Genomic DNA, 232 nt, shown 5'->3' on the forward strand with positions numbered 1-232 from the left:
AAGTACGGTGCCACGACCTTCATCGACGAGGTCCACGCGGTCGGTATGTACGGCCCGCAGGGCGCCGGCATCGCCGCGCAGGAAGGCATCGCCGACCGCTTCACGGTCGTGATGGGCACCCTGGCCAAGGGGTTCGGAACGGTCGGCGGCTACATCGCGGGACCGGCGGCCCTCGTGGACGCGGTGCGGACCTACGCGCGCTCGTTCGTCTTCACCACCTCGCTGCCGCCGG

The 232-nt window shown here is 70.7% G+C and carries 1 protein-coding gene; it reads left to right on the plus strand.

Going from position 1 to position 232, the window contains the following annotated elements:
- Positions 1–232: aminotransferase class I/II-fold pyridoxal phosphate-dependent enzyme (locus tag G3I42_RS24640; protein WP_164289393.1), on the plus strand; the 232-nt coding region annotated here is incomplete at both ends.

It is taken from the genome of Streptomyces sp. SID11385, assembly GCF_010548245.1.
Lineage (GTDB): Bacteria > Actinomycetota > Actinomycetes > Streptomycetales > Streptomycetaceae > Streptomyces.